Raw genomic sequence first — 17,955 nt, forward strand, 5'->3', positions numbered from 1 at the left:
GGGTAAGTTTTGCGTGGCAAAATGGGCTCACCAGCAGTTTGTCGTTCTTTAGAGATTTTGCCGAAAAGGGCGCTTTTGATGATCACGGCCTCCCTCGCTTACACGATCCTGTCGAAGGACATGACGTCGAGCTTGAACAAGGTCGCCTCGCAGGCGACGGTCAAGAAGGATGCCCAGTACTACGCGGACAATATCAACAAGGTCAAAGACGTCGACGACTTTCTCGGCGATTACAAGCTCTACAGCTACGCGATGAAGGCCTACGGCCTTGAGGACATGACCTATGCCAAGGCCTTCATGAAGAAGGTGCTCGAGAGCGATCTGACCGACCCGAACAGCTACGCCAACAAGCTTTCCGATACGCGCTACCGCGAATTCGCCGCCGCCTTCAATTTCAACGCACCCGACAAGGACGTTCAGACCGATGCTCAGGAGGACGAGCTCATCGGCCTCTACAAGCAGTCCTTCGTCGATGCCGACAAGGTGTCTGCCACCGAGAGCACATATTACAGCAACAATATCGACAGTGTGCAGACCGTCGACGACCTGGTCAACAACACCCGGATGCGCACCTATGTGCTGAAGGCCTTCAAGATCGATCCCACCTATGCCTCAAAGGATTTCCTGCGGCAGGTGCTGACGAGCGACCTCAGCGACCCGACAAGCGTCGTCAACACCCAGGGCGGCGACAAATACAAGGCGCTTGCCGCCCAGTTCAGCTTCAATGCCGATGGTACGGTCAACGGCAGCGCCCAGACCGCGACGCAGAAGGCGTCGATCATCGAGACCTATACGCTGAACAACCAGTCTGTGATCATCGACAATTCCGTCGGTTCCGATGTCGTCTATGTCAGCAAGACGGCGGCCGAATACAATCAGGCCTATTACACCGCCAAGATCGGCACGATCACCAACGTCGACGATCTCGTCGCCGACAGCCGACTGACCTCCTATATCAAGACCGCCTACAGCATGGGCGCCGATTTCACCGCGCCGGCGCTGCGCATGGTGTTGACCGACCCCGGTTATGCCCAGCTGATGGGCTTTACCGACGTCTATAACGCCTTCAATTTCAAGGCCGACGGCACGACATCGACAACGGCGCGTGCCCAGACGATCGACCAGTCGAACAAGCTGAAGGACGCGGCGGCAAGCACCGCCAATTATTATAGCGTGACTTCGCGGTCGAGCAGCATCACCAATGTCGACGACCTGCTCGCCGACAGCGTTCTGGCGCGCTATATCAAGGATGCCTACGGCCTCGGCACCAGCTTCAGCAATGCCGAGCTGAAGAGCATTCTGACGGACTCGACCTATGCCGCCGCCCAGGGGAAAGCCGGGCTCAATGCCGACTTCAACTTCAATGCGGACGGCTCGATCAACGGTTCGGTGATCCAGACCGACGCACAGCGCAAGTCGACCACCGACAAATCGGCGGCGAACGCAGCGCACTTCAACGCCATGATCGGCAATATCACCAATGTCGACGACATCATGTCCGATCCCGTCGCCGTCAGCTATCTCAGAACCAGCATGCAGATCGCCGACAGCGTTTCCGACGCAACGCTGAGGAGCTTCCTCGTCGATCCCGCGGCTGCCAGCGCCCAGGGCTATAGCGACGTCCACGATCTCTTCAATTTCAAAACGGACGGCTCGGTCGCGACCCTCTATGCCACGCAGAGTGCGGCGCAAAGCGCCAGCACGGCAAGCAAGGCCGACGATGCCGCCGTCTATTACCAGGCAACGATCGCCGGCATCTCCAATGTCGACCAGCTGCTAAGCGACCGCCGGCTGAACAATTTCATCCGCAACGCCTACGGCATCCCGTCGACCGTCAGCGATGTCGATCTGCGCGCTATCCTGACCGATCAGAGCGGCACCGGCACCTATGCCGACGTCGCCGCCGCCTTCAACTTCAAGGCGGACGGTTCGCTCGAGGATGGCATGGCGGCACAGACATCCGCCCAGATCACCAACACGAAAATTGCCGCCACGGCGCGCACGGACGACTATTCCGCCCGCATGGCGACGATCGCCAATGTCGATGATCTCATCGCCGATCCTGCCATCACCAACTTCCTGAAGAGCACCTACAATCTGCCGTTCGATATCACGGACGCCGATCTCAAGAGCATCCTGACCGATGCGACCGCCGCTGCCGCGGCCGGCTATTCCGACCTCAATGCCGATTTCAACTTTGCCGCCGACGGATCGCTTCCCGTCGTCAGCTCGATCCAGACCGCAGATCAGGCGCAGACCACCAACGACAACTACATGGCGCGCTATGACGACGAGCGCGACGAGGCGATCGAAGAAGTTGCCGACAATTACAAGAGCATGATGGCCGACAGCACGAGCCTGCTCGATTTCTCCGAGATCAACAGCGTCAACGACTTCCTGCGCACCAATCGAACGGCAGATTTCAAGAAGAGCAACGACAATCTGCCGGATCTCTATCATGTCGCGCTGCAGGCCTACGGCTTGACCGATCAGGACGTGCCGCGCTCGATGATGCGTAAAATCCTGACGAGCGATGCCTATGATCCGGACGGCTATATCGCCTCGCTGAAGGACGAGCGCATCACCAACCTGGCGCGCGCCTTCAACTTCGGCCCCGACGGCAAGCCGGCGGCGCCCCTCCAGGCGCTGCCGGACGCGACCATGGCCAAATACGCCACGGACTACAAGGCGCATGTAACCATGCTGCTGAAGGCTGGGCCGGTAAAGGACAAGGCATCGAAGGACGCAACGGCCGAGGTGGATTATTTCGCCAAGGGTATGGCGAAAGTGCAGTCGCTCGACGATTTCCTCGATGATAGCCGCCTGACCGATCTGGTGTTGAAGGCGAACAACCTCGACCCGAAGGATTACGACAAGGCGACGCTGAAGAAGATCTTCACCTCCGATCCCGACGACAAGAAGAGCTACCTCAACACCAAGGCCGATGCGCGCTTCAAGGATATCGTCGCCGCCTTCAACTTCGACAAGGACGGCAATCTGACCCGTGCCAAGATAGGCTCCATCCAGAACAAGGCGGCCGAGGAGAATACCCAGGAGCTCTACCTGCAGCAGACGCTGGAGACCCAGGAGGGCGAAAGCAACGACGGTGTGCGTCTGGCGCTCTACTTCAGTCGCAAGGCCTCCAGCATCACCTCGCTCTATTCGATCCTCGGCGACAAGGCGCTCTATCAGGTCATCACCACGGCCTACAGCCTGCCGTCACAGATGTCGAGCATGGATGTCGCCAAGCAGGCCGATCTCCTCAACCGCTTCGTCAAGCTCGAGGATCTCCAGGATCCGAAGAAGGTCGACAAGCTGCTGCGGCGCTTCACCGCGATGTACGACGTCCAGAACAGCACCCAGCAGTCGCCGGCGCTGCAGATCCTAACCGGCGGCGGCACGCAGCAGGCTTAAGGCAGTTCAGGCAGGAGCGCGCACAGCGGCGCGGGTGGCGGGCCCTCACCGTAACCTTACCGGGGGTGAGCCACTCGTCTCGCCCACGGCGGCGAAGCCGGCGCACCCGCTTCGTTTGGCGAAAAGCTAATCCCACACTCCGTCATCCCAGGCCTTGAAGCCTGGGATGACGGAGTATGAGGTCGACGGAAGAGCCAATCAGGGCGCTCGACAACGGTCCGTGCCCGCAGGCGGACGAGGGACAATTCCCTGACTGCCGCCGCTCACGCCTCGAGACTGACGACCTTTCCCGGGTTCATGATATTGGCCGGATCGAAAGCCCGCTTGATGCGGCGCATCAGTTCGATCTCGATCGCCGGGCGGATCGCCGCCAGTTCGTCGCGCTTCAGCTGGCCGATGCCGTGTTCGGCCGAAATCGAGCCGCCATGGGCGAGCACCAGCTCATGCACGATATGGTTCATTTCGCGCCAGCGGGCGATGAAGGCGGCCTTGTCGGCGCCGATCGGCTGGGAAATATTGTAATGAATATTTCCGTCGCCCATATGGCCGAAGGCGCAGATGCGCGCGCCCGGCATGGCCGCTATGACGGCTCTTTCCGCTTCGGCCATGAAATGCGGGATCTTCGACACCGGCACGGACACGTCGTGCTTGATCGAGCCGCCTTCCGGCTTCTGGGCGTCCGACATGCTCTCGCGCATATGCCAGATCGCCTTCTGCTGGGCGACCGATGAGGCGATCGCGGCGTCCAGCACCAGACCGGCCTCGAAGCCCTGCTCCAGCACGCCATTCATCATCCGCTCCGCCGTTTCGGCTGAATCCGATGTCGAAATGTCGATCAGCACGTACCAGGGGTAAGCCGCTTGCAGCGGATCGCGGACGCCGTCGATGTGGCGCGTGGTGATCTCGACGCCGAAGCGCGGCATCAGCTCGAAACCGGTCAGCGATGTGCCGCAGAGGCTGGCGGCAAGATTGAAAAGCGCAAGCGCATCCTCGACCGAATTGAGGCCGGCGAACGCAACCTGGTGGCCGAGCGGCTGGGGAAACAGCTTCAGCACCGCCCCGGTGATGATGCCGAGCGTGCCTTCGGCGCCGATGAAGAGATCGCGCAGGTCATAGCCGGTATTGTCCTTCTTCAGGCGGCGCAGGCCATCCCAGATCTCGCCGGTCGGCAGCACCACTTCGAGGCCGAGGCAGAGCTGGCGCATATTGCCATAGGCAAGCACGGCCGTGCCGCCGGCATTGGTGGAGAGATTGCCGCCGATGCGGCAGGAGCCCTCCGAGCCGAGCGACAGCGGAAAGAGCCTTCCATGCGCCTCGGCCGCCTTCTGCACATCGGCAAGGATGGCGCCGCCATCGGCAACCAGCACGTTGGCCACCGGATCGACGTCGCGGATTCTTGTCATGCGTTCGAGCGACAGGATGATGTCGGCCTGGTCGGCGCGCGGCGTCTGGCCGCCGACGAGGCCGGTATTGCCGGTCTGCGGCACGATCGCCGTTCCGGTCTCGGTCGCAAGCTTCATGATCTCGGAGACTTCCTCGACCGAACTTGGCTTCAGCAGGAGAGGTGAGGAGCCATGATAGAGCCCGCGGTTTTCGATCAGATGCGGCGCCAGATCGGCGTCATCGCGCAGCGCATATTTTTCGCCGACGATTGCGGCGAAACGGTCGAGAAGATCGGTGGAAATGCCGGCGCTGTTCATCTGGTCGATCCTCTATCGCTTCTATCAGGTCAGTCAGTCGCGGGGCGCGGCCGCCCTTTGCAGCCGGTCGTTGATGGCTTCGCCGAGTCCGTCGTCCGGAATGGGCGAAAAGGCGATGCTCGACACCCCGCAGGCATCGGCTCGCTTCATGTAGTCGAACAGATTGGCCGCCGCTTCCGCCAGATCGCCGCGCGGGCTGAGGTCGAGGGCGATGCGTGCCTGGCGCGCGCCTTCGACCGCCGCACCGCCGAAGACGATCAGCGCTTCGCCGGGTTCCACCGCCGTCGCATTGAGGCGCACGCTGGCGCCCGGCGCATAATGCGAGGCGAGCATGCCGGGCGCCTCGATTGCCGCCGATGCCTTTTTCGCGCGCAGCAGCGGCTGGCCCGCCACGCGCTCGATCTCGCGCGCCGCCAGCCCGCCGGGCCGAAGCAGCCGTAGCCGGCCACCCTCCGCCTTGACGATTGTCGATTCGACTCCGACCGCGCTCGGTCCCGCGTCGAGGATCAACGGGATTCTCGCCCCGAGATCGGCTTCGACATGGGCCGCACTGGTCGCGCTGATGGCGCCTGAGGTGTTGGCGCTGGGAGCTGCGAGCGGCCGTCCGAAGGCGCCGATCAGGATGCCGGCGAAGCCCTTGGGCACGCGCACGCCGACGCTGTCGAGGCCGGCGGTCGCCAACGCGTGGATCGGGCTTTCAGCCTTCAGCGGCAGTACGAGCGTCAGCGGGCCGGGCCAGAAGGCTTCGGCGAGCGCCCGCGAGACGGGGTCGAACTCGGCATGCTGTTCGGCCATCTCGAGATCGGCCATATGGCAGATCAGCGGATTGAAGCGCGGCCGACCCTTGGTTTCGTAAATGCGGGTGATGGCGGTCGGATTGGTGGCGTCGGCCGCAAGGCCATAGACCGTCTCTGTCGGCATGGCGATGGGAAAACCTTGGGAAAGAGCGGCACAGGCCGCTTCGAGCGCCGCCTGCCTGTCTGTCCTGATGTCGATGATGCGTGCCATATGCTGCCCGTGTCTGGTTCCGGCAGTCATTAGGCTTTCCGCGGCCGGCGATCAATCGCCTTGTTGGCTCACAGTTGGCGGATGATTTCGCGCAGCTGTTCGTTGCGGGCGCCGAGCAGCAGGATGTTTCGGATCGCCGCCTGCGGATCGTGGGTGCGAAAGAGCAGCCCATTGCCGCGCACCGAGCGGTCGATGGTCATCTTTTCGGCGGAATCCTCCCCAGGCTTGATCGCGACGGCGAAATACATCCGGGAATAGCCGACGTCGATCCGTTCGAAGAAATTGTCGTTGTCGCCGATATCGGAATAGAAATTGGAGATGTAGAAGGCCCAGCTCACCTCCTCATAATGGGCGAATTTGGTGCGCGCCGCGGTGATGTGGCAATAGCCGAGATGCGGGCTGTCCTGCAGCGTCCGGTGAAAGATCATCTTCGGAAACTGGATCGAGTGGTGGAAGCCGTTGATGTGCTGATGCGTCTTCTCGCCGGCCGCCTCCAGCTTGCGGCCGGTCTTTGCGGCGACCTCGTCATGGGTGAGGTAGCGCCTTTCCTCGGCCAGCCAGTGCCGCCGTTCGCGGGGGATGCGGCCGGTGCGCAGGAATTCGGAATGCGCGGCGACCAGTTGCCGCTCCTGCGGCCGGATTACTTCTTTCGCGTCGAAATAGCGGAGTCTGGCCATGGTTTACGTGCTTCGTCGGTCTGAGGTCGACAGCAGGATAAGAGCGTATGCTTAAAGCGGTATTAAGAGGCGACCGGCGCATCGGCGGAAGCCGGCGATGTCGTAAATGCGACAATCACCAATATCGGGGAGCCGCCCTCTTTGCCAATCCGGTCTTTACGCAATGTCGCAATTGACGATAATTGCCTGCAGAGTCCGACATCGGGTCGATCGCGAGGGGCTGTGTTGAAGCCTCGGCGCATCCTGTCGTCAATTTCGAAGCCGATGTCGCATTACAACCAAGCGGCAGGAATGCCAGGTGATTAAATGGCGTCATGAACAATTCTCCCGCAGGAGAAGGAAGCAAGCGCGCTTCCATAGCCTTCCGCTTGAAGGCGCGGCAGCCGGTGCACGAGGACATGAAGATGGATATTCGCAGCAACGTATTACGTCAGCTCAAGAACCGCCGCGAGGGCTTCAGCCTCGAACAGCCGTTCTACACCGACGAGGATTATTTCAAACTCGACATGGAGATGATCTACTATCGCGACTGGCTGTTCATGGGCCATGATTGCGAGTTGCCGAAGCCGGGCGCCTATTTCACCGTCCAGATCGGCACTTATCCGGTCGTCATCGTCCGTGGCCGTGACAATGTCATCCGCGCCTTCCACAACAGCTGTCGCCATCGCGGCTCGCGCGTCTGCACGAAGGAGCACGGCTCTTCCGTGCGTCTCGTCTGCCCCTATCATCAGTGGACCTACGATCTCGACGGCAAACTTGCCTTTGCCCGTCACATGGGCGACGATTTCGACAAAACCGGCTTCAATCTGAAGCCCGTCCACTGCGAGAGCGTCGCAGGCTATATTTTCATTTGCCTCGCCGACACGGCCCCGGATTTCAAGCCGGTGCGCGACAAGATCGAGCCCTATATGGCGCCGCATCGGATCGGCGAGACCAAGATCGCGTTCCAGAGCACGATCATCGAGAAGGGCAACTGGAAGCTCGTCTGGGAAAACAACCGCGAGTGCTACCACTGCGCCGCCAATCACCCGGAACTCTGCCGCACCTATCCGGAAGCGCCTAGCGTCACCGGCACCGATGGCGGCGCCGACGATCCGGAGATCGCCGGCCATTGGGCGCGCTGCGAGGCCGCCGGCCTGCCGAGCAAGTTCCAGATCTCGCCGGACGGTCAGTTCCGCACCGCCCGCATGCCGCTGATCGAGGACGCCGAAAGCTACACAATGTCGGGCAAGCCCGCCGTGCAGCGCCGGATATCCGACGACATCTCGATCAATCGTATCGGCACGATGCTGCTCTTCCACTATCCGACGACGTGGAACCATCTGCTCGGCGACCACGCCATCTCCTTCCGGGTGCTGCCGCTCAACGCCAACGAGACGGCGGTGACGACCAAGTGGCTCGTCCACAAGGACGCCGTCGAAGGGGTGGATTACAATCTCGAGGAACTGACGCATGTCTGGACCGAGACCAACGATCAGGATCGCCGTATCGTCGAAGAGAATGCCTTCGGCATTCACTCGCCCGCCTATGAGCCCGGCCCCTATTCTTCCCTGCACGAGGGCGGCGTCATGCAGTTTCTCGAATGGTATTCGAACTTCATGGTGAACCGCCTGCAGGGCGATCAGGCGAAAATCTCAGCCGTCGCCTGAGCGCGCCGGTTGACCCCGCTTATCCAAAAGCGGCCCGTTCCGGCCGCTCTTGGAACCATTTTCTCCCGAAAGCGTTGCAAGACCAAGCGGTTATCGCTACTGAACGGAGAGAGAGAAATGATCGGCCTGAGAAACAAAATTGCGACCGCGGTATTGGCCGCCGCCGTCGTGCTGACGGGCTTCGTGCCGTCGCAAGCAATACAGATGCCGGCCGCGCCGCAGGTTGAAAAAACCTCGGCTGTCGAGAACGTCCAATACTACCGCGATTATTATCGGCCTTACCGCCGCGACTACTACCGGCCCGGCTATCGCCCCGGCGCCTACTACCGCCCCGGCTGGTATGGCGGCTATCGCGGCTATTCCTACTACCGCCCCGGCTATCGCCGCTATAACGGCTACTGGTATCCGCTCGCCGCCTTCGGCGCCGGCGCGGTCATTGCTGCTCCGCGCTACGCCGCGCCCGCGCCGCGCATGGGTTCGGCTCACGTCGCCTGGTGCGCGAACCGCTACCGGTCCTACCGCGCCTACGACAACACCTTCCAGCCTTATAACGGCCCGCGCCAGCAGTGCTATTCGCCTTATTGATAGGCCCTGAATGCTGCCCGTCACCCTTCCCCTTTCCCGCAAACGGAAGAGGGGAAGGGCCAAACGTGGGGAGCGAAGCGGAGGGCCGTGGCACGAAGGAACGGCGCAACAACTCAGTGAACGACGGTGATCACCGGAATGCCTGCTTCCTTGGCGGCACGGATTAGCGCTTCCCGCGCGTCCTCAGCCGGAACATCCCCATGGATCGCATCGCGGCACACCATGATAGCTGTAAGATATTCCTCCCCATCGTCGAGGGGCCAGCAGGCGGTCAGCATTTGGGCCGCCTCCCAGAGGCTCGCGACGAGCTTGTATTTTTCCGGCCCGTTCACGACGAGCATCAGAGGGCAAAATTCTCCAGGTGTGTGCCACTTCATGACATAAGACCTCCACACGGTGAACATATTAGTAACCGTGCAAGAACCGTTCCGGGCGAGGTGGTGGCATGAACCAACTGATCACGCGGGCACCGATGTCTGAGATTGCCCGCCATCACCGAGGCCATAATCAGATGGACGAAGCGTCGCAATGCTGAGAGCGGCCGCGTGCCGCATGATGCGATAGGCGCAACGCCGCGGCATCCGCTGCGTCGGCGGCGAGTTTGGCAAGAACGCTAACCCACCCTCCGTCATCCTTCGGCCTTGAGCCGAGGATCCATGCCCGGTACTGGTGGAGGAGGTGTACGTGGATCCAGGGTCAAGCCCTGGGATGACGGAGTGTCGGGCGAGCCCTGTGCCAAACCTCGCAACTCACGACAGAGTAACAACGGAGTTGCCCAGCACGCCAACCGCACCTGTCACATTCAAAGTATATTCACCCGCCGCAGCAGCCACCAGGCGAATGCGATCGAGGCGATGATCAGGGCGACGGCGTATTCGGTGCCGTAGTCTCCGACGGCGAAGGGCAGGTTTGCCGTATTCATGCCGAAGAAACCGGTCACCAGCGTCGGTGGTAGCAGGAAGGCCGTCATGATCGACAGCAGGTAGAGGTGGCGGTTGGTCTCGGAGGATTGCTTTGAATCGATTTCTTCGTGCAGCAGGCGCGCTCGGTCCTGCAACGCGTAGATATCGTGGTCGACCGTTTCCAGCCGGCTCGTCAGCCGCCGCGCCACGTCGTCGAAGCCGAAGGGCATCTCGTCCTCGTCCGCCGCCGCCGCGCGGCGCATCAGCGCCAGCACCGTGCGCAGATGCCGGTGCAGCCGGACCACGGTTCGCCGCACCGGCGCCAGCCGCCGGCGCTCGTCGCGCGGCGCATTGTCGTAGACGATATCCTCGATCTGGTTCAGCTCTTCGGTGAGCTCGATGACGATCGCAATCAGCGTGCGCTGGAACTCGATCACCAGCAGCTCGAACAGATCGACCGGCCGCGAGAATTTGCCCGGGTTCTTCTCGATCAGTGTGCGCGCCCGTTCGACGCTGCGCAGCGGCTGCAGCCTTGTGGTGATGATGAAGCGATCCGACATGGCGAAATGCAGCCAGCCGAGATTGTTGGTGTCCTGGTCGAAATCGCGCTGGCAATCGACGAGCGTGCCGTAGAGCATCTGCTCGTCGACGGTCAGCGCCGCATGCGTGTCATGCGTCGTCAACGCCGATTTCGCGTCTTCGGTCAGTCCGTCAAGCGTCTCGAGCAGGGCAGGCACACGGGCATCGACGAGGTTGAGATGCAGCCAGTAGAAGCAGTTCTCGGCGGTCAGATCCGCCACCGTCGCGGTGTTGGTCAGCCGCACCGCCGTATTTTCATCCGGCGAGAAACGATAGGCCCAGACGAAACCGGGTATGTTGACGGGCAATGTATCCATTGGTCGCCGTTCCTTTGCGAGGGCGATAGATTGTCTTCAGTTCTCCATGCCGTCCATGGGCGCCGCTGTGCAAGAGGAAAGCACCGCGCCAGTGGAATTATCGCATCGCGCGGTATGAATCAAAATTGACGTTTACGTAAAAATCAACTAGCCCTTGCCGGGGAGGGCTTTGCATGCGGTGCAGGTACCCCACGGAGGAGGAAGCAATGTACAAGGCGCCCGTCGAGGAAATCGCGTTCACATTGAAGCATGTAGCCGGCATGAGCGAGGTGATGTCGAATGGTCTTTTCGGCGATCTCGGCGAGGATCTCGTCGACGCCATCCTGGCCGAGGCGGGACGTTTTGCCACAGAGGAAGTGGCGCCTCTCGCTGAAATCGGCGACCGCCAGGGCGCCCGCCTGATTGACGGCGAGGTCCGGCTGCCGGATGGCTGGCGTGACCTCTACCGCAACTGGATCGCCGGCGGGTGGAACGGCCTGACGGCGCCTGAAGCTTTCGGCGGCCAGGCTCTGCCCGATATGCTGAATGTCGCAGTGCTCGAAATGTGGAATTCCGGATCCATGGCTTTTGCGCTGGCTCCGACGCTGACGATGGGCGCAATCGAGGCGGTCAGCACCCATGGCAGCGCGGCGCTGAAAGAGAAATATCTGGCAAAGATGGTGTCGGGCGAATGGACCGGCACCATGAACCTGACCGAGCCGCATGCCGGCTCTGATCTCGGCGTTCTGAAAGCCCGCGCCGAACGCAGGCCCGACGGCAGCTATCGCATATCAGGCCAGAAGATCTTCATCACCTGGGGTGAACACGACGCGGCCGACAACATCATCCACCTGGTGCTGGCGCGGCTGCCGGATGCGCCGGCCGGCACGCGCGGCATCTCGCTCTTCCTGGTGCCGAAGTTTCTGGTGAACGACGACGGTTCGCTCGGGCCGCGCAACGATCTCTTCTGCCACGCGCTGGAGCACAAGCTCGGCATCCATGGTTCGCCGACCTGCACGATGATTTATGGCGATGGCCGGTTCGGCGACGAAAAGGGGGCGATCGGCTGGCTGGTCGGCGAGGAGAACAAGGGGCTCGCCTGCATGTTCACGATGATGAACAATGCCCGCCTGGCGGTCGGCATGCAGGGGGTGGCCATCGCCGAGGCCGCCACTCAGAAGGCTATCGCCTATGCCGGCGAACGCACACAGGGCAAGGCCCCGGGCTGGTCGGCCGCCGGCATGAGCCCGATCATTGAACATCCTGACGTCGCCCGCATGCTTCTCACAATGAAGGCGCTGACCCAGGGCTCGCGCGCCATCTCCTATGCCTGCGCCCATGCCATCGACATGTCCCGCCGGGCAGGTGACGGCCGCCACTGGCAGGAGCGCGCCGCGCTGTTGACGCCGATCGCCAAGGCGTTTTCAACCGATGCCGGTGTCGAGGTCGCCTCGCTCGGCATCCAGGTGCATGGCGGCATGGGTTTCATCGAGGAGACCGGTGCGGCCCGTTATCTCCGCGACGCCCGTATCGCGCCGATCTACGAGGGCACCAACGGCATCCAGGCGATCGATCTCGTCACCCGCAAGCTGCCGCTTTCCGGCGGCGATCAGGTAAAAGGCTTCATCGCCGAGTTGAAGGGGATCGCCGACGGTGTCCGCCGCTCGAATCTCGATGGTTTCGGCGAGACAGGCGCGCGGCTCGATGCAGCCATCGCCGACCTTGAGCAGGCCACGGCCTGGCTTCTGGAGGCGCTGGCAGACGACAGAACCGCGGAAGCGCTCGCCGGCGCCACGCCCTATCAGCGCCTGTTCGGGCTGGTGCTCACCGGCTGTTATCTCGCCAAGGGGGGCCTGGCCGTGAGCGGCGACGGCAAAGCCGAGGGCCGAATCGCGCTCTGCCGCTTTGCCGCCGAAAACCTGCTCGCCGAGACCGCAGCCCTTCGCGACCGAGTCATCAATGGCGCGGCAAGCCTTGCCGCCGCCCGCATTCTGCTTGTCTGAGGAAAACTCCATGACCGATCACATCATCGTCGAGCAGCCTTCCGCCCATCCCGGCGTCCAGCTCATCCGCTTCAACCGGCCGGAAAAGAAGAATGCGTTCACGCGGGCGATGTACCGCACCATGACCGATGCGCTGAATGGCGCCAATGCGGACGCGAAGATAAGGGTGACGGTGTTCCTCGGCACCGATGGCAGCTTTTCGGCCGGCAACGACATCGCCGATTTTCTGGCCGCCGCAACGGGCGGCGGCATGGGAGAGGAGCTGATCGATTTTCTCTACGCGCTCGTCAGATCCGAAAAGCCGCTGGTCTCCGGGGTCGACGGCCTGGCGATCGGCATCGGTACGACCCTCAACCTGCATTGCGACCTGACGATCGCTTCCGACCGCAGCCAGTTCCGCACGCCCTTCGTCGATCTGGCGCTGGTGCCGGAAGCGGCGTCCAGCCTGATTGCTCCGCGCATCATGGGACACCAGCGGGCTTTTGCCATGCTCGCCGCCGGAGAGACCTTCAGCGCCGAGGACGCACGGGAAGCCGGGCTTGTCTGGAAGGTGACGACGCCGGAAGAGGTTGAAAGCCAGACGCTGGCTGCTGCCGCAAAGCTTGCCGCCAAGCCGCCCGAGGCGCTGCGCATCGCCCGCGAGCTCGTCCGCGGCCCGCGCGAGGAAATTATCGCCCGCATCGATGAAGAGGCTCGCCATTTCTCAGCCCGGCTGAAAAGTGCAGAGGCGCGGGCCGCCTTCGAAGCTTTTATGCGACGTTGAGCCCCTATAATCTAACGGTTCTTGATGAGATTTTAAGCTCCTTTTAAGTATAAGCTAAATAACTAGAGCGCGACGGATTCCTCGGCCGTCCGGGCGCATGATGTGCTTGACCCCCTTGTTCAAATTCATCCAACGGTTGCCGCCGCCCATTTGGCAGCGTGCTTAACCGTTGCGCCCCCGAATCTATTTGAAGGAGTGCATGGCATGACAAAGAAGACCAATCTGATGACGCGCATCCTGGTTGCAGCGTCTATCGTGGTTCTAGCCGCTTTCGCCGCCTTTTCCTATTATATCGATTACGTTCAGCGTAGCGTGACCACCTCTTCAATCGAAGCGAATATCAAATCCTCGGGCGAGCAGGCTGCCCACAGCCTTGCCAACTGGATGAATGGGCGCGTCATCCTGACCGCCATGGTAGGCGATGCTGTCGGTAAGGCGGTCGATCGCGACAGCGTGCGCAAAGTCCTGCAGAATGACGTGCTCGTCACTCAGTTTGTCAGCACCTATTTCGGCGATGAGCAGGGCGTCTTCACATCGTGGCCCGACCTGCCGCTGCCGGCGGGTTACGATCCGCGCAAGCGCCCCTGGTATCAGGATGCCGTCAAGGCAAATGCTCCCGTGCTGACTGAACCCTATACCGATGCATCCAGCGGCAATCTAATCATCAGCACCGCGGTCCCGGTTTCCCGCGACGGCAAGCTTGCCGGTGTTGCCGCCAGCGACTTCTCGCTGGAAACCATGGTCAAGATGATCAAGGAGATCAATCTTGGCGGGCAGGGAGAGGCTTTCCTCGTTAATAGCAGCGGCCAAATTCTCATCCACCCCGATGCAAAGCTGGTGACGAAGACATTGGCCGATGCCTTTCCGACGGTCACCCCCTCGATCGGCGGCAGCCTCACAGAGACCGAATTTACCGGCAAACCGGTGCTCGTGTCCTTCGTACCCGTCGAGGGTCTTCCGACTGTAAAGTGGTATCTCGGCTTCGTGGTCGACAGCGACAAAGCCTTCGTCACGCTCAACCAGTTCCGCATCGCGGCCTTCGTCGCCACGTTTCTGGCCGTCGGCATCATGATTGCCGCCATGGCATGGCTGTTGCACGGCCTCGTCATCCGTCCAATCACGGCGATGACCGCCGCCATGCAGAAGATTGCCGGCGGAGATCTTTCCGCCGCCATTCCGGGCGAGGAACGCCATGACCAGATCGGCTCGATGGCGGAGACCGTTGCCGTGTTCAAGGCCAATGCCATCGACCGGGAGCGCCTGGAAAGCGAGGCTGAGCAGGGTCGCTCGCTGACGGAACGCGAGCGCCGGGAACGCGAAGCGCAGAAAACGCGTGAGGCCGCGGAGATCCGTGAGGCCGTCGATGCGCTTGCTGGCGCGCTCGGAGCACTTTCCGAAGGCAATCTTGCCCATCGCATCGATACGCCTTTTGCCTCCCACCTCGATCGCTTGCGCAGCGACTACAACACCTCGGTCGCCAAGCTGGACGCTGCCCTCCAGGCCGTCGGCAGCAATGCCCACGCAATTGACGCTGGAGCGACGGAAATCCGTACCGCCGCGGACGGTCTTGCCCGCCGCACCGAACAGCAGGCCGCCTCCGTCGAGCAAACGGCTGCCGCTCTGGAAGAGATCACCACGACCGTCAAGGATACCGCTCGCCGCGCCGAAGAGGCCGGCAGTCTGGTTGGCCGCACACGCAACGACGCCGAACATTCGGGCGAGATCGTCAGCAAGGCCGTCGATGCCATGACCGGCATCCAACAGTCCTCGGAGAAGATCTCAAGCATCATCGGCGTTATCGATGATATTGCCTTCCAGACAAACCTGCTGGCTCTCAACGCTGGCGTCGAAGCCGCACGCGCTGGTGAAGCCGGCAAGGGTTTTGCCGTCGTTGCCCAGGAAGTGCGCGAACTGGCCCAGCGTTCGGCCCAGGCCGCCAAGGAAATCGAAGGCCTGATCACGACTTCGAATGCTCAGGTTCGTTCAGGCGTCACACTCGTCGGCGATACCGGCAAGGCGCTCCAGTCGATTGTTACGCAGGTGCAGGAAATCAGCCGCCATGTCGAGGCGATTGTGATCGCCACGCGTGAACAGTCGACAGGCCTCGCCGAGATCAACACTGCCGTCAACACAATGGATCAGGGCACCCAGCAAAATGCAGCCATGGTCGAGGAACAGACGGCCGCCAGCCATGGTCTTGCCCAGGAGGCCGCGAAACTGATGCGGCTTCTGGCGCAGTTCAGACTCGGCGCTCAGGAAGCGTTGGCTGTCCGCCGCGCAGCTTGACAAAGGTTATCATCGGAGATGCCCGCGCTCGCCGCGGGCGTTTCCGATTGCCGAATGACACCGGTTACTTCTCCAGCGTCGCCACCACCTCGACATGCGAGGTCCACAGGAACTGATCGATCGGCGTCACCCCGGTGATGCGGTAGCCGCCCTCGACGAGGATCGCCAGATCGCGCGCCAGCGTCAGCGGATTGCAGCTGACCGCGGCGATCTTCTTCACCGCCGATCGGGCCAGCTCCTTGCACTGGAACTCCGCGCCGGCGCGCGGCGGGTCGAAGACGACGGCGTCATAGGGCTTCAGCTCCTGCGTCATCAGCGGACGGCGGAAGAGATCGCGCTTTTCGATCGTCACCGGCTTCAACCCCTGGGTATTGCGGGCGGCCTGGTCGAGGGCTGCGAGCGCCTTCGCCTCGGCTTCGACCGCATGGACGCGGCCGACCCGCGCCAGCCTGAGCGAAAACGTGCCGGCGCCGGCAAAGAGATCGGCGATCCGTTTCGATTTCCCGGCATGGGCAAGCACCAGCTCCGCCATCGCCTCTTCCGCCGGCTTGGTCGCCTGGGCAAAGCCGCCTGACGGCGGCGAAACCGAGACACCGCCGAAATCGACGAGCGGCTTCGACGGCTCGACCAGGATCTCGCCATTCACCGTCACGCGGGCGATGCCGCGCAAGGCCAGCACGGTTTCGATCGCCTTGCGCCGCTGCGGGTCGGAGAGTTTCTTGATCTCGTCGACCGCCAGGTCGAGGCCGGAGAGCGTTTCGAGCACCGCGATCCGGAAGGGGTCGGCGCTGGACGCGAGCGACGCGGCGATCGCCGTGATCGCCGGCAGCCGGGCAACAATGCCCGGAGACGAGATCGGACATTCCTCGATGGCGACGATATGATGGCTTTCGGCCTGGTTGAAACCGATCAGCATTTCCTTTTCGGTCCTGCGCGCCGCAAACACCACGCGCCGGCGCTCGCCCGGACGGGCCGGGACGATCTCGCCGACCTCAGGCGTCAACCCCTTCGATCTCAGCGCATCGATGACCAGCTGTCGCTTGAAGGCGCGGTAGGGGCCGTCTGCCAGATGCTGCAGTGTGCAGCCGCCGCAGGTGCCGTTGACGCCGTCGGGACCGAAATGCCGGCAAGGCGGCTCCTGCCGGTCGGGTGAGGGCGCCGCGATCGACATGATCGTGCCATGGCTTTTGACGCGGGCGATCGCCACTGTTTCCCCCGGTAGGGAAAAAGGTACGTAGACCGGCCCCTCGGCCTGGTTTGCAATGCCATCGCCCTGGGCGCCGAGTTTCTCGATCGTGACGGTTTCGGTGCTCACGCTTTCAATCCTGCCAGAAGGTATTCCCGATTGCCGTCGCCGCCTGGTATCGGCGAGGGGATGAGGCCGAGGCTCTTCCAGCCCATGTCCTCGGTGAACCAGCGCTCCAGCTCGGAGGCAACCGCGGGAGCAGAGGAGGGATCCTTCAAAAGCCCGCCCTTGCCGATCGCCTCGCGCCCGGCCTCGAACTGCGGCTTGACGAGCAGCACGGCAACGGCGCCCGGCGCGGCGAGACCAAGCGCCGGCGCCAGCGCCAACTTCAGCGAGATGAAGGAGACGTCGGAGACGATGAAGGTGGAGGGCTCGCCGATATCGTCGGCGCTGAGACTGCGGGCGTTGAGGCCCTCGCGGTTCGTCACCCGCGGATCGGCCGAGATCCGAGGATGCATCTGCCCATGCCCGACATCGATGGCGGTGACATGCGCAGCACCCCGCTGCAGCAGCACCTCGGTGAAACCGCCGGTGGAAGCGCCGATATCGAGACAGTGATGGCCGGCAGGATCGAGCCGGAAATGGTCGAGAGCGGCGGCGAGCTTCAATGCGGCGCGTGAGACGTAAGCCTGTGCCGGGTCGTGGATCTCGATCTCGGCATCGTCGCCGAAGAGCGCGCCGGCCTTGGTTACAAGCTGGCCGCCGATCCTGACGGTGCCGCGCTGCACGGCGTCGCGCGCCCGCGAGCGGCTGGCAAAGAGGCCGCGGGAGACGAGAAGCTGGTCGAGGCGTTGGCTGTTCTGAGCTGACATCGGCTGTGAATGACCGGCAAAGCCGTCGGTTGCAA

13 protein-coding genes are annotated in these 17,955 nt (G+C 62.4%); 6 read left to right on the forward strand and 7 right to left on the reverse strand.

Annotated features, from left to right (window positions below; all coding sequences use genetic code 11):
- Nucleotides 1-78: 78 nt before the first annotated feature.
- Nucleotides 79-3,414: a DUF1217 domain-containing protein gene (locus tag NL154_RS02645; protein WP_210628973.1), complete on the forward strand. Its 3,336-nt coding sequence runs from the start codon at nt 79-81 to the stop codon at nt 3,412-3,414.
- A 263-nt stretch (nt 3,415-3,677) separates the two neighbouring features.
- Here NL154_RS02645 and NL154_RS02650 read toward each other — a convergent pair whose 3' ends face one another.
- From NL154_RS02650 to NL154_RS02660, 3 genes are all read right to left on the reverse strand, one after another.
- Nucleotides 3,678-5,114, reverse strand: a complete 1,437-nt coding sequence (locus NL154_RS02650) for an FAD-binding oxidoreductase (RefSeq protein WP_434733518.1) — start codon at nt 5,112-5,114, stop codon at nt 3,678-3,680.
- Nucleotides 5,115-5,147: 33 nt separating this feature from the next.
- The gene (locus tag NL154_RS02655) at nt 5,148-6,122 is read right to left on the reverse strand and encodes an L-threonylcarbamoyladenylate synthase (RefSeq protein WP_434734133.1); all 975 of its coding nucleotides are present in this window, start codon (nt 6,120-6,122) and stop codon (nt 5,148-5,150) included.
- Between the two features lie 68 nt (nt 6,123-6,190).
- A complete protein-coding gene (locus NL154_RS02660) occupies nt 6,191-6,799 on the reverse strand; it encodes a DUF6656 family protein (protein ID WP_434733519.1) in 609 nt (202 codons plus the stop codon).
- 404 nt (nt 6,800-7,203) lie between these two features.
- Here NL154_RS02660 and NL154_RS02665 point away from each other — a divergent pair, with 404 nt between their 5' ends.
- Both NL154_RS02665 and NL154_RS02670 read left to right on the forward strand, forming a co-directional pair.
- Nucleotides 7,204-8,448 carry an aromatic ring-hydroxylating oxygenase subunit alpha gene (locus tag NL154_RS02665; protein ID WP_434733520.1) on the forward strand — a complete coding sequence of 415 codons (1,245 nt, stop codon included), beginning with the start codon at nt 7,204-7,206 and terminating at the stop codon, nt 8,446-8,448.
- A gap of 117 nt (nt 8,449-8,565) precedes the next feature.
- Entirely contained in the window at nt 8,566-9,033 is a 468-nt protein-coding gene (locus NL154_RS02670; protein ID WP_168300709.1) for a BA14K family protein, read from the forward strand.
- Between the two features lie 113 nt (nt 9,034-9,146).
- Here the strand turns inward: NL154_RS02670 and NL154_RS02675 are convergent, their stop codons facing one another.
- Both NL154_RS02675 and NL154_RS02680 read right to left on the reverse strand, forming a co-directional pair.
- Entirely contained in the window at nt 9,147-9,410 is a 264-nt protein-coding gene (locus NL154_RS02675) for a DUF982 domain-containing protein (RefSeq protein ID WP_168300710.1), read from the reverse strand.
- A 425-nt stretch (nt 9,411-9,835) separates the two neighbouring features.
- Nucleotides 9,836-10,831, reverse strand: a complete 996-nt coding sequence (locus tag NL154_RS02680) for a transporter (RefSeq protein ID WP_434733521.1) — start codon at nt 10,829-10,831, stop codon at nt 9,836-9,838.
- A gap of 206 nt (nt 10,832-11,037) precedes the next feature.
- Here NL154_RS02680 and NL154_RS02685 point away from each other — a divergent pair, with 206 nt between their 5' ends.
- The 3 genes from NL154_RS02685 (at nt 11,038) to mcpU (ending at nt 15,862) form a co-directional block, all read left to right on the forward strand.
- Complete coding sequence (locus tag NL154_RS02685) at nt 11,038-12,813, forward strand: acyl-CoA dehydrogenase (RefSeq protein ID WP_434733522.1); 1,776 nt, start codon at nt 11,038-11,040, stop codon at nt 12,811-12,813.
- 10 nt (nt 12,814-12,823) lie between these two features.
- Complete coding sequence (locus tag NL154_RS02690) at nt 12,824-13,576, forward strand: crotonase/enoyl-CoA hydratase family protein (protein WP_221154300.1); 753 nt, start codon at nt 12,824-12,826, stop codon at nt 13,574-13,576.
- 204 nt (nt 13,577-13,780) lie between these two features.
- Nucleotides 13,781-15,862, forward strand: a complete 2,082-nt coding sequence (gene mcpU / locus NL154_RS02695; protein WP_434734134.1) for a methyl-accepting chemotaxis protein McpU — start codon at nt 13,781-13,783, stop codon at nt 15,860-15,862.
- Nucleotides 15,863-15,926: 64 nt separating this feature from the next.
- Here mcpU and NL154_RS02700 read toward each other — a convergent pair whose 3' ends face one another.
- Nucleotides 15,927-17,177 (reverse strand): class I SAM-dependent RNA methyltransferase, encoded by a 1,251-nt coding sequence (locus NL154_RS02700; protein WP_221163508.1) that lies wholly within the window; start codon nt 17,175-17,177, stop codon nt 15,927-15,929.
- Complete coding sequence (locus NL154_RS02705) at nt 17,174-17,920, reverse strand: TlyA family RNA methyltransferase (protein ID WP_434733523.1); 747 nt, start codon at nt 17,918-17,920, stop codon at nt 17,174-17,176. The genes NL154_RS02700 and NL154_RS02705 overlap by 4 nt, the downstream gene beginning before the upstream one ends.
- Between the last annotated feature and the right edge of the window lie 35 nt (nt 17,921-17,955).

This window comes from Rhizobium sp. YTUHZ044 (assembly GCF_051123975.1).
Lineage (GTDB): Bacteria > Pseudomonadota > Alphaproteobacteria > Rhizobiales > Rhizobiaceae > Rhizobium.

Excerpts from the sequence above, each read along its gene's own strand:
- NL154_RS02650 (WP_434733518.1), bottom strand. The coding sequence starts at position 5,114 with ATGAACAGCGCCGGCATTTCCACCGATCTTCTCGACCGTTTCGCCGCA.
- NL154_RS02705 (WP_434733523.1), bottom strand. The coding sequence starts at position 17,920 with ATGTCAGCTCAGAACAGCCAACGCCTCGACCAGCTTCTCGTCTCCCGC.
- NL154_RS02675 (WP_168300710.1), bottom strand. The coding sequence starts at position 9,410 with ATGAAGTGGCACACACCTGGAGAATTTTGCCCTCTGATGCTCGTCGTG.
- NL154_RS02685 (WP_434733522.1), top strand. The coding sequence starts at position 11,038 with ATGTACAAGGCGCCCGTCGAGGAAATCGCGTTCACATTGAAGCATGTA.
- NL154_RS02660 (WP_434733519.1), bottom strand. The coding sequence starts at position 6,799 with ATGGCCAGACTCCGCTATTTCGACGCGAAAGAAGTAATCCGGCCGCAG.
- NL154_RS02655 (WP_434734133.1), bottom strand. The coding sequence starts at position 6,122 with ATGGCACGCATCATCGACATCAGGACAGACAGGCAGGCGGCGCTCGAA.
- NL154_RS02645 (WP_210628973.1), top strand. The coding sequence starts at position 79 with ATGATCACGGCCTCCCTCGCTTACACGATCCTGTCGAAGGACATGACG.
- NL154_RS02690 (WP_221154300.1), top strand. The coding sequence starts at position 12,824 with ATGACCGATCACATCATCGTCGAGCAGCCTTCCGCCCATCCCGGCGTC.
- mcpU (WP_434734134.1), top strand. The coding sequence starts at position 13,781 with ATGACAAAGAAGACCAATCTGATGACGCGCATCCTGGTTGCAGCGTCT.
- NL154_RS02665 (WP_434733520.1), top strand. The coding sequence starts at position 7,204 with ATGGATATTCGCAGCAACGTATTACGTCAGCTCAAGAACCGCCGCGAG.
- NL154_RS02680 (WP_434733521.1), bottom strand. The coding sequence starts at position 10,831 with ATGGATACATTGCCCGTCAACATACCCGGTTTCGTCTGGGCCTATCGT.
- NL154_RS02670 (WP_168300709.1), top strand. The coding sequence starts at position 8,566 with ATGATCGGCCTGAGAAACAAAATTGCGACCGCGGTATTGGCCGCCGCC.